This is a genomic window from Mycobacterium sp. 852013-50091_SCH5140682 (genome assembly GCF_001665685.1).
Lineage (GTDB): Bacteria > Actinomycetota > Actinomycetes > Mycobacteriales > Mycobacteriaceae > Mycobacterium.
Genome location: NZ_LZTB01000119.1, coordinates 1 through 10,376, shown reverse-complemented (window position 1 = coordinate 10,376; position 10,376 = coordinate 1). Strand labels below are relative to the sequence as shown.

At 65.8% G+C, this 10,376-nt stretch carries 10 protein-coding genes; 5 read left to right on the top strand and 5 right to left on the bottom strand.

Annotation, left to right across the window (positions count from 1 at the left end; all coding sequences use genetic code 11):
• Positions 1–3 precede the first annotated feature (3 nt).
• Positions 4–801, top strand: a complete 798-nt coding sequence (locus A5784_RS30620) for a GAP family protein (protein ID WP_064948626.1) — start codon at positions 4–6, stop codon at positions 799–801.
• A complete protein-coding gene (locus tag A5784_RS30615; protein ID WP_064948625.1) occupies positions 794–1,357 on the top strand; it encodes a chorismate mutase in 564 nt (187 codons plus the stop codon). Before A5784_RS30620 ends, A5784_RS30615 begins: the two co-directional genes overlap by 8 nt.
• A gap of 13 nt (positions 1,358–1,370) precedes the next feature.
• On the opposite strand, the gene A5784_RS30610 is transcribed toward A5784_RS30615, so the two are convergent.
• The 4 genes from A5784_RS30610 to A5784_RS30595 all read right to left on the bottom strand — a co-directional run bounded on the left by A5784_RS30610 (position 1,371) and on the right by A5784_RS30595 (position 6,341).
• Entirely contained in the window at positions 1,371–4,226 is a 2,856-nt protein-coding gene (locus A5784_RS30610; protein WP_064948624.1) for an MMPL/RND family transporter, read from the bottom strand.
• Entirely contained in the window at positions 4,223–4,624 is a 402-nt protein-coding gene (locus A5784_RS30605; RefSeq protein WP_064948623.1) for an MmpS family transport accessory protein, read from the bottom strand. The genes A5784_RS30610 and A5784_RS30605 overlap by 4 nt, the downstream gene beginning before the upstream one ends.
• A gap of 190 nt (positions 4,625–4,814) precedes the next feature.
• Entirely contained in the window at positions 4,815–5,417 is a 603-nt protein-coding gene (locus A5784_RS30600; protein ID WP_064948622.1) for a TetR/AcrR family transcriptional regulator, read from the bottom strand.
• Positions 5,418–5,465: 48 nt separating this feature from the next.
• Positions 5,466–6,341 (bottom strand): DUF732 domain-containing protein, encoded by an 876-nt coding sequence (locus A5784_RS30595; protein ID WP_064948621.1) that lies wholly within the window; start codon positions 6,339–6,341, stop codon positions 5,466–5,468.
• A 219-nt stretch (positions 6,342–6,560) separates the two neighbouring features.
• Between A5784_RS30595 and A5784_RS39455 the strand changes: the two genes are divergently transcribed.
• Complete coding sequence (locus tag A5784_RS39455; RefSeq protein WP_064948620.1) at positions 6,561–6,947, top strand: hypothetical protein; 387 nt, start codon at positions 6,561–6,563, stop codon at positions 6,945–6,947.
• Here A5784_RS39455 and A5784_RS30585 read toward each other — a convergent pair.
• A complete protein-coding gene (locus A5784_RS30585) occupies positions 6,941–8,128 on the bottom strand; it encodes an ROK family transcriptional regulator (protein WP_232006310.1) in 1,188 nt (395 codons plus the stop codon). The two genes, A5784_RS39455 and A5784_RS30585, sit on opposite strands and share 7 nt — an antisense overlap.
• A 104-nt stretch (positions 8,129–8,232) precedes the next feature.
• On the opposite strand from A5784_RS30585, the gene A5784_RS30580 reads away from it, so the two are divergent.
• Both A5784_RS30580 and A5784_RS30575 read left to right on the top strand, forming a co-directional pair.
• Complete coding sequence (locus A5784_RS30580; RefSeq protein ID WP_232006309.1) at positions 8,233–9,669, top strand: APC family permease; 1,437 nt, start codon at positions 8,233–8,235, stop codon at positions 9,667–9,669.
• Between the two features lie 174 nt (positions 9,670–9,843).
• The coding region (locus A5784_RS30575) for a DUF222 domain-containing protein (RefSeq protein WP_156750870.1) at positions 9,844–10,376 on the top strand (533 nt) is incomplete at its 3' end.

Below are 10,376 nucleotides of genomic sequence, written 5' to 3'. Positions count from 1 at the left end.
CCGATGTGGGGACAAATTCTCGGCTGGGCGCTGTTGGTGGCACTGAACCCGATGCTGCTGGGCGGCATCGTGCTGGTGATCTCACGGCCCCGGCCTGAGCAGAATCTGTTCGCGTTCTGGGTAGCGTGTGTGGTCGTGAACGTGGTGGCACTGATGGGTGCGGTGATAGCGCTGCACAGCGTGCCGTCATTCGCCGCGTTCGCACACGGACTGTCCACGCGTGACCCTGAGTCGGGGATCCAGCCCCTGCAGTTGTGCACGGGAGTACTCGCGCTGGGCATCGCCACGTTCCTGGCGGTGCGCAGCCGGGTGCGGCCACGCGTCGCGGCGACGACGGCCGGCCGCGGCGAATCCGCGGTCATGGTCTTGGAATCCGACGAGCCGCAGACCGACTCGCGCCGGTCGGGGCCTGTCAGGAGCGTGCTGCACGCGGTCGCGTCGCCGGTCGTGCGGGTGATGGCGCGAGCGCGCGACGAGTGGGACAGCGGAGCGCTGTGGGTGTCGATGGCGCTGTCCCTGATCTATGTGCTGCCGCCCCCGTTCATCCTTGTGATGAGCACGGTCATCGTCGCGTCGGGAACGCCGATCGTCACGCAACTGATCGCGGTCCTGGTGTTCGTCGCGGTGATGCTCGTGGTCTTCGAGGTGGCCCTGCTCAGTTATGCCGTCGTCCCGGCCAAGACCCATGCGGTGCTGGAGCTGGTGCACGGATGGGCGTTGCTGCACCGCATACAGATCCTGATCGTCTTGTGCGGTCTGGTGGGGATCTGGCAGGTGCTGACGGGCGTCGGTATTGCGTAAGCCCGGGACCACCGCGTGGATCGCCTGCGCGGCGGTCCTCGTCGGGGTTGGCGCACCCGCGGCGCACGCCGATCCGGAAAGCCCGCTGTTCGGGCTGATCGACGCCGCGGCGCAGCGCCTTCAGACCGCAGACGCGGTCGCCGCGTACAAGTACCGCAGTGGTGGCGCCGTCGACGACCCGAAGCGTGAGCAACAGGTTATTGACGCGGTGACGGCGGCAGCTGCGGCTGCCCACATCGATCCGGGATACGTGGGCAACGTCTTTCGCAACCAGATCGACGCGACGAGCTCGGTCGAGTACACGCGGTTCGCGCAATGGAAGATCGACCCGGGTGCGGTGCCCGCCGAGGCGCCGGACCTGTCCGAGACCCGGACGACGATCGACCGGCTCAACCAGACCATGGTGCGGGAGATGGCCGCCCAGTGGGATGACCTGCACTCACCGTCTTGCGCCGCTGACCGGGATGCCGCGCTGAGCGCCGTGACCGCGTCCCGAGCGCTCGACCCGGTCTATCAGTCCGCGCTCGCGTACGCCACGCACGCCTACTGCCCGTGAGCGCGGCTCGCCGTCAATCGTCCTCCCACAACAGCAATTGACGCACGGCCGGTCGGGATCCGTAGGGCTGCAGCATCCGACTGGCCGGACGCGGGCGCACCCGTTGCGGCCACCAGAACCAGCGTCCGAGCAGCGCAGCGATGGACGGTGTCATGAACGAGCGCACGATCAGCGTGTCGAACAGCAGGCCCAGCGCGATCGTCGTGCCGATCTGACCGAGCACCCGCAGATCGCTGAACGCGAACGACGCCATGGTGAAGGCGAACACCAGGCCTGCCGCGGTGACGACGCCGCCGGTGCCTGCCATCGCGCGGATGATGCCGGTATTGAGCCCCGCCGCAACCTCTTCTCTGAATCGGGATATCAGCAGCAGGTTGTAGTCGGAGCCCACGGCCAGCAGCAGAATCACGGCCAACGCCAGCACCACCCAGTACAGCGGGATGCCGAGGATGTCCTGCCACACCAGCACCGAGAGCCCGAACGACGCGCCCAGTGACAGCGCCACCGTGCCGACGATGACCAGGGCGGCGACCAGGCTGCGGGTGATCAGCATCATGATGAGCAGGATCAGGCTCAGCGCCGAGATGCCTGCGATCATCAGGTCGTACTTCGCCATGTCCTGAATGTCTTTGTAGGTCGCGGCGGTTCCGCCGATGTAGATGTGCGACCCGGCCAGCGGCGTGCCTTTCACGGCTTCCGCCGCGGCGTGCCGTATCGCGGCGATATGCGAGATCCCTTGCGGCGTCGCGGGATCGACATCGTGGGTGATGATCATGCGGGCGGCCTTGCCGTCCGGCGAGAGGAACAGTTTCAGGCCGCGCTGGAATTCGGGGTTGGTGAAGGCCTCCGGCGGCAGATAGAAGGAGTCGTCGGTCTTCGCGGCGTCGAAGGCCTGGCCCAGCGCGGTGGCGTTCTGAAGCGCCGCAGCGGTCTGGTCATAGATCCCCGACTGCGTGGCGTAGTTCGTCATCGTCAGGTCGCGGTTGGTCTGCTGGCTGGCGATCTGCGGCGGGATCAGCGCCAGCAGCTTCGGTTGCAGCTGGTCCAGTTTGTCGAGGCTCGCCGTGACATTTCCCAATTGGTCGGTGAGCGCGTCTATCCCGTCGAGCGCGTCGAAGATCGACCGCAGTGCAGCGCAGATGGGGATGTCGAAACAGTGTGGTTCCCAATAGAAGTAATTGCGCAGCGGTCTGAAGAAGTCATCGAAGTTGGCGATCTTGTCGCGCAGGTCCTGCGTCACCTCGACGGTTCGGTGGAACGCTTCGACCTGGTCGTGGGTGGCGGCCGCGCTCTGTTGCTGCAGGGCGTACTGCTGGCGCAGGATGCCGATGGTCTTGTCGATCTCGCCGACCTGCTTGAGCAGGTCGCGGGCCCGGTCCTGCTGATACTTCAGATTCTGGATCTGCCCGGCGCTCTGGGCACTGATCTGGAACGGTATCGAGCTGTGGTCCAGCGGCGTGCCCAACGGGCGGGTGATGGACTGGACCTGCGCGACGCCGGGGGTGTGGAACACGGCCTTGGCGACGCGTTCCAGCAGGATCATGTTGGCCGGGTTCCGCAGGTCGTGGTCGGACTCGATCATCAGCAGTTCGGGATTGAGCCGGGCTTTCGAGAAGTGCCGTTCCGCCGCGGTGTAGCCGACGTTGGAGGGGGCGCTCGCGGGCATGTAGGAGCCGACGTCGTAGCTGGTCTTGTAGCCAGGCAGGGCCAGAAGTCCGATGAGGGCCACCCCGATGGTCACCACCAGAATCGGTCCGGGCCAGCGCACGATGGCCGTGCCGATCCGTCGCCATCCGCGGGTGCGGGTGCTGCGTTTGGGTTCAAGCAACCCGACCTGGCTGCTCAGGGTCAGCACCGCAGGCGCCAGGGTGAGGGCGGCGACAAGGGCAACGAGGACGCCGATCGCGGCCGGAATACCGAGGCTTTGAAAGTAGGGCAGGCGCGTGAAGCTCAGGCAGAAGACGGCGCCGGCGACCGTCAGACCCGAGCCGAGGACGACGTGGGCCGTGCCGCTGTACATGTTGAAATACGCGGTCTCGCGGTCCTCCCCGGCGCTGCGCCCCTCGTGGTATCGCCCGAGCAGGAAGATGGCGTAGTCCGTGCCAGCGGCGATCACCAGCAGCGTGAGCAGATTTGTGGAATATGTTGAGAGACCGATGATTCCGTTATTCGCCAGGAAGGACACGATGCCGCGGGCGGCGGCCATCTCGATGAGCACGGTGATCAGCACCAGGATCATGGTGACCACCGAGCGGTAGACCAGCAGCAGCATGATGGCGATCACCAGGATGGTCAGCAGGGTGACCTTGGTGGTGCCCTCGTTGCCCACTTCGAATTGGTCGGCGACCTGAGGCGCGGCACCAGTGACATACGCCTTGACGCCGGGGGGTGCCGGTGTGCGATTGACGATGTCGCGCACCGCGTTCACCGACTCAAGGGACAACGCCTCGCCTTGATTGCCTGCCAGGAACACCTGAACGTAAGCAGCCTTGCCGTCGGGGCTCTGTGAGCCCGCCGCTGTCAGCGGATCGCCCCAGAAGTCCTGGATGTGCTGGACGTGCTTGTGGTCCTGCGATATTCGTTGAACCAGGGTGTCGTAGTAGGCGTGGGCGTCGGCGCCGAGCGGCTGGTCGCCTTCCAGCACGATCATCGCGGCGCTGTCGGAATCGAACTCGCCGAAGACTTCGCCGATGTGTTTGATTGCCTGCAGTGACGGCGCGTCGGGCGAACTCAGCGCGACGTTGTGGGCCTCGCCGACCACTTCCAACTGCGGAACCAGCACATTGGTGATCGCCGCGACGGCCAGCCAGAACAACACGATCGGCACCGAGAGCCTGCGGATCGTCTTTGCCGCCCTCCCGCCGCTCATCCGGATTTGTCCAGGCAGTACGTGTAGGCGTTCACGGTGTTGGCCGCTCTCTCGTCTTTGACCACGTCGTCGATGGTGATGCGGCAGCCGATCGAGTCGCTGTCACCTTGGGCCTGGACGTTGACGAACACCGCGGGATCGGTCGTGGTGGTGTCGTAGGACCAGGGCAGTGGGGCATCGTCGACGCGCTGCGGTTGAGCGTGGACGTCCAGGTAATTGATCGACGCCACGGTTCCCGGCGGACCGAAGACCTCAAGGACCACATGCTTGGGGTTGAACGGAACGATCTCGCTCGAGAGGTCACTGGGAGTTCCCGTGTGCACACCACCGAAAGCGGAGTGCAATCGGTACACGGTGAACGCGGCTACGGCGATGACCCCGAGTGCGACTAACAGCATCCAACCCCGCCTGACCGAGCTGCCAATCGAAAGTGTCCGCACCCGTTCGCCTTTCGATAACCGGGACGCGATGGCTGGGGTTGGAGGGGTCCTTTCCGCGCGGTGGGAAACGACCGCTCTGAACGGTACGGTACGGTACAGGACTGCCGTGGGCAAGGGGTTTGAGCGGCGAATCCGTGCGGGCGCGGTCTTACTCGACCGGGCGGGTGAGGCTCGGGATCATGACGTTGTCCACGAGGGCCCGCACGGTTTCCGGGGTGGGGGGCCGGTTCGGGATGATCGACCGGAAGATGAGGTAACCCGGCATCAGATCCCACAGTTCGTCGCTGATGGCGGATTCGCTGATCTCACCGCGTGCGACAGCCGCTCGCAGGATCAGCTCGAGCATGGCTTTGCGCTGATCGAGGAACTGGTGCTGCATGGCCTCGCTCAGCGCGGGATCGCGGGACACCTCGGTGAGCACCGCCCGGATGGTGGTGCCGTGCTGGTGGGCCTGCTCGCAGATCACCTGACCTACACGCAGCAGATCCCCGCGCAACGAGCCGGTTTCGGGCGGGACGGCAACCTGCCGGATGCCCTCGATGAAGGCGGCCAGGACCAATTCGCCCTTGGAGGGCCAGCGCCGGTACACCGTCGCCTTGCTCGCGCGGGCCGTGGCAGCCACCGCGTCCACGGTCAGTCGGTCGTAGCCGTGCTCCTGCAGCAGCCGCAGCGTGATGGCGAGCAGCTCTGCTTCACGGGGCGACCACGGCGAGGATTCCGTGGTGCAGTCGACAGGCACAGCGCTCACCATAGATCGACCGGCACAGTACGGTCCAGGACCGTACTGTTCGGGAATGCATCAGTGGCCGAGATGGATCTGGACGCCCTGGGCGCGCAGCTGGCCGAAGCTGTAGCTGAACTCGCCACGGTGGCCGACCGAGACGACGTAACGGTCCTGGCCCTCGGTGACGGGAAAGCTGAATGAGAAGGTGCAGTTTGCGCTGTTGCCCTTACCCTGCCCCAGCGCCGTCGTGGCCAGGATTTCGCCCTTGCCGTTCTTCACGGTGACTTGCGTGTCCCGGCCGACGTCGGAGTAGCCGTTGGCCCCCTGGCACGACGCGCCGTCAGACGCGATCGCATCCACGCCCGCGCTGTCGGTGACGACGAAAATGCCTGCCACCGTGGCGGTATCAAGCGTGTGGAAGCCCTGGGTGAACTGTGGGCAGAACGAGTCGACGGCGATCTTGTCGGCGGGAAGGCCTTGCTGCGGGCCGCCGTCGTCGAGCTGACGACAGACCTGATGGCCGTGCGCGACGGCGTTGGCATCGGAATTGAACTGGTTGGACAAACCCGCTTCTTTCAGCGCCGAGAGGTACCCGGATTCCGGCGGGGGAGCAGGACGCCGAGCAGCCATCAACAGCACCCAGGCAACCACCGCCACCATGACGAGGATGACGGTCGCCGCACCCGTTCCCAGCCACGTCGACCGGATGCTCGACCGGGAGGCGGGCAACTCGACGTAATCCGGCAGCATCCGCCCGCCGTCGGGGTCCGACGATTGGGCCCGGCCGTCGCGGACGCGGTTCGTGGGATGGCCCGCGGCGTAATACCGGCCTTCGTGACGCGCCGTGGGATCCGGCCGCCACCCTGTCGGCGACGTGGACTCCTGCACTCGACCGCAGCGGTCGCACGTGCCGCTGCGGTCGACTTCAGCACCGCAAAACGGGCAGTTCATCGGATCCGCAATTCATCATCACTACTGTTATATGACGGTCGGATCCGATTCGAGTGCGGGCGGGGCAGATTCGCGCGGGAACCGTGACCCACATCGGCGAATCCCGCCCAGCCGGCGAAGAACACCCGGATCATTGTTGGGAACGGTAGCTGCGGCGACGCCGTGTACTGGAGGTACAGGCAAAGCCGCTGCGGCGGCGCCCGACGAAAGGATCCGACGATGATTCGAGTTGCACGGCTCGCGGCGACAGCAGCCGTGGCGGCCGCGATAACGGTCGCCGGCCTGGCGCTCGATGCAGGTACCGCCCAGGCCGACCCGTTTCCCGCTCAGCCGCACAGCTGGTGCCCGGGACAGGCGTTGCCGTTCAACAACATTCAGTGGGATATGGGCACCTGCCACACGTGGTACATCGTCCCGTTCGGCCAGGGCAACGTGCGGATGGTCGACCTGAACGGCAACCCGCTCGACAGCTTCATCTCCGCAGACGGACCGGCCCCGATGCTCACGCCTCCGCCACCGCCGCCTCCGCAGCCACCGCACCCGTTCTGCACCCCGCGCGGCTCGCTGATCATCATCCCGCCGATCTGCGACGAGATCGGCTACTGAGCCGTCGCGCGCACGTCGAAAACCAACTCCTGCGCGGTGGCGAGGCCGGTGGCGATCGCCCCGGTCAACACCGCATCCTCGCCGAGCTGACCGGCGATGATCTCGGGTATCACCGGACTGGTGGCGGCCAGTGCCGTGCGAATCGGTGCCACGAGCAGGTCCGCGTTGTTGCCGATCCCGCCGGCCAGGATGATCAGCGACGGGTCCACGATCGCAATGATCGCCGACACCACGAACGCGAGCCGGAACGTCTCTTGCGCAACCACTTCGAGGGCCGCGGGGTCACCTGCGCGGGCCAGCTCGAAGACGGCCTTGGCGCTTCGGACGTCGGTCAGGCCGGCGTCATGGGCGGCGGCGACCACGGCCTGCCCCGCAACGGCGGCCTCCGCCGACGCCGGTCCCGGCGTGCCGTTCACATTGAACGCCAGATCCGAGATCTCGCCGGCCGCGCCGCGGGTGCCGCGGTAGATCTGCCCGTCGAGTACGAACCCCATGCCCAGGCCGGTTCCGATGGTCAGGCAGGCGAACGTGTCCACGCCGACGGCAGCACCCGCTGCATGCTCGCCTGCTGCGCAGAGATTGGCGTCGTTCTCGACCATCACGATCGAACCGCTCTGATCCAGGCCCGCGATGAGCTCGTGCAGCAGGCCGCGCCGCTCCCAGCCGGGGAGGTTCGGGGCGCGGCGCACCGTCCCGTCTTCCAGGTCCGGTACGCCCGGGGTACCGACGACGGTGACGACGACGTCGTCGTCGGCGAGCCCGGCGGCGGCCACACTGCGTTTCGCGGTGGCAAGAACTGTGCGCAGCAGCGCCGAGCCCGAACGGCACCTGTTGGGTTCGTCGATGCGGGCGACGATGCGTCCGGCAAGGTCTGCGACCGCAACCCGAATCTGCTGTCTGCCGATGTCGATACCGACGACATGTCCTGCATCCGAGACGATTTCGTACACCACGGCCGCTCGTCCGGGTTTCGACGGGCTCATCCCCGCCGGCCGCACCAGGCCCTGCGCCTCGAGGTCCGCCAACGCCTGTCCGACGGTCGGCTTCGAGAGTCCGGTGGCGGCGGCCAACTGCGGCCGGCTCGCCTCGCCGTGCTCACTGAGGCGGCGGAGAATCAGACGCTGATTCAGTGCCCGCATGTGTGCGGGTGTGCCTATCTCACGTCCGCTGTTGATCGTCACGTGCAGATTCTCCATCTCGTGTGGCGACGGCCCAATCTGGGATCTTCCCCCGACAGATTCTATGTGTTAAGAAACTTTACTAACACTTAGTGCGGAGGTTGGCAGTGACTTCGAATCCCGGTTATCACGTGAATGCGCCGGCCGCCCCAGCGCCCGGTCTGGAACGCAAGATCGGCCCGCTTCAGGCGACGGCGATCAACATGACGCAGATGTGCGGCATCGGGCCGTTCGTCACCATCCCGGCCATGGTGGCGACGATGGGCGGCCCGCAAGCGATGTTCGGTTGGCTGATCGGCGCTGTGCTCGCCGTGGCCGACGGATTGATCTGGGCCGAGTTGGGCGCAGCGATGCCGGGAGCCGGTGGAACGTACATCTATCTACGTGAGGCTTTTCAATACCGGACTGGCCGACTCATGCCGTTCCTGTTCGTCTGGAGCGCCGTGCTGTTCATCCCGCTGATCATGTCGACCGGGGTGATCGGGCTCGTTCAATACCTTGGCTACCTGATCCCGGGAGTTGTCTCAGACGGAGGCCTCACCGTGCTCGGTCATGTTATCGGTGCGGTCATCACGCTTATCGTGGGTGCCGCGCTGTTCCGCCGCATCGGTGAGATCGGGAAGCTCACCACCGGACTGTTCATCGTCATGCTCCTCGCGGTGCTCGCCACGATCGTCGCGGCATTCAGTCATTTCGACCACACGCAGGCATTCGCATTCACCCCGGGGGCATTTCAGGCCGGCGGAGCGTTCTGGGCAGGACTCGGGGCAGGGCTCATCATCGCGATCTACGACTACCTCGGATACAACACGAGCGCATATCTGGGTGGGGAGGTCATCGATCCCGGCCGGACACTTCCGCGATCGATCATCGTCTCGATCCTGGGTATCGCGGGCCTGTACCTGCTGATGCAGATCGGTGTGCTCGGCGCGATTCCGCTCGAGGAATTGAAGAGCGCGACGTCCGTGGCATCGACGGTGCTCGAGAAAGCCTGGGGTACGACCGCGGCGGACGTCGTGACGGGCCTGATCGTCATCGCCGCTATCGGCTCGGTGTACGCCGGCCTACTCGGCGGATCCCGGGTACCGTTCGAAGCCGCCCGTGATCACGTGTTCCTGCCGGTGTTCGGGCGGGTGCATCCGAAACTGCGGCTGCCGACCGCCGGCGTCGTGGCCATGACTGCCATAACCCTTGTGGGAACGCTGTTCTCACTCACCGTGGTCATCAACGCCGCCGTCGCCACGCTGGTCATCATCCAGTCACTGGCCCAGGTCGCCGCGATCGTCGTACTGCGCCGCAGGCAGCCCGACCTGAATCGTCCCTACCGGCAATGGCTTTACCCGGTCCCGACCCTGGTCGCCTTCGCTGGTTGGGTGTACATCTACGTATCGTCGACGTGGCAGTCGATCAGTTTGTCGGTCGGCTGGATGATCCTCGGGGCCATCGGATTCCTGATCTATGCGCGCACCGAGAAAACCTGGCCGTTCGGCCCCAAGCTCATTCACGAAGGCTTCGCATCGACGACTGGCGAAGGGGGTCATTAGCGCACCCGCCGATCCAGGCCAGTTAGCACACTGACTCTGCGTCCACGGCGCAAAATCGCGAGAAACCAACGCCCCCACCGCAGGGTCAACGGTGAGTCGTGTCACTCGATCAGGTTGCGCACGAATGGTTTCGGGCCGAGGAAACTTGTCGGACCTGAGTGCAAGAATGGGTTCATGCCATCGGACGCAACACCTTTCGACGCTGACGCGGTGAGCCCTGTGCAGCGGTTGGAGGTGTTGCTCGAGGAGTTGTCGGAACTGTGCGGGCAGCGCAACGCGATCGACGGACGGATCGTCGACATCGTCGCCGAACTCGAACGCGATGAGTTGTGCGGTGCCACCGGCGCCCGGTCCATCGCCGAGTTGGTGGCCTGGAAAACCGGTGCCACGCCGCACAATGCCGGGGTCATGGTCACGGTCGCGCGTCGGGCCGAGGAGTTCTCGCTCTGTGTCGAGGGGTTGCGGGAAGGCCGGCTGTCGCTGGATCAGGTCGGGGTGATCGCCGAGCGAGCCGCCGATGGCTCCGATGCGCACTACGCCGAACTGGCCGCGGTGGCCACCGTCACCCAACTGCGCACCGCGGTGAAACTCGAACCCCGCCCCGAACCGGAGCCGCGCCCGGAACCCAAACGCGCGTTCCGCAAAGACGTGCACGAGGACCACACCACCTACCAGATCACCCTGCCCCACGACGAAGCCGCCACCGT

Coding starts and splice junctions, on each gene's coding strand:
- A5784_RS30610 (WP_064948624.1), bottom strand. CDS start 4,226: ATGAGCGGCGGGAGGGCGGCAAAGACGATCCGCAGGCTCTCGGTGCCG.
- A5784_RS39455 (WP_064948620.1), top strand. CDS start 6,561: ATGATTCGAGTTGCACGGCTCGCGGCGACAGCAGCCGTGGCGGCCGCG.
- A5784_RS30605 (WP_064948623.1), bottom strand. CDS start 4,624: ATGCTGTTAGTCGCACTCGGGGTCATCGCCGTAGCCGCGTTCACCGTG.
- A5784_RS30620 (WP_064948626.1), top strand. CDS start 4: ATGTGGGGACAAATTCTCGGCTGGGCGCTGTTGGTGGCACTGAACCCG.
- A5784_RS30600 (WP_064948622.1), bottom strand. CDS start 5,417: ATGGTGAGCGCTGTGCCTGTCGACTGCACCACGGAATCCTCGCCGTGG.
- A5784_RS30595 (WP_064948621.1), bottom strand. CDS start 6,341: ATGAACTGCCCGTTTTGCGGTGCTGAAGTCGACCGCAGCGGCACGTGC.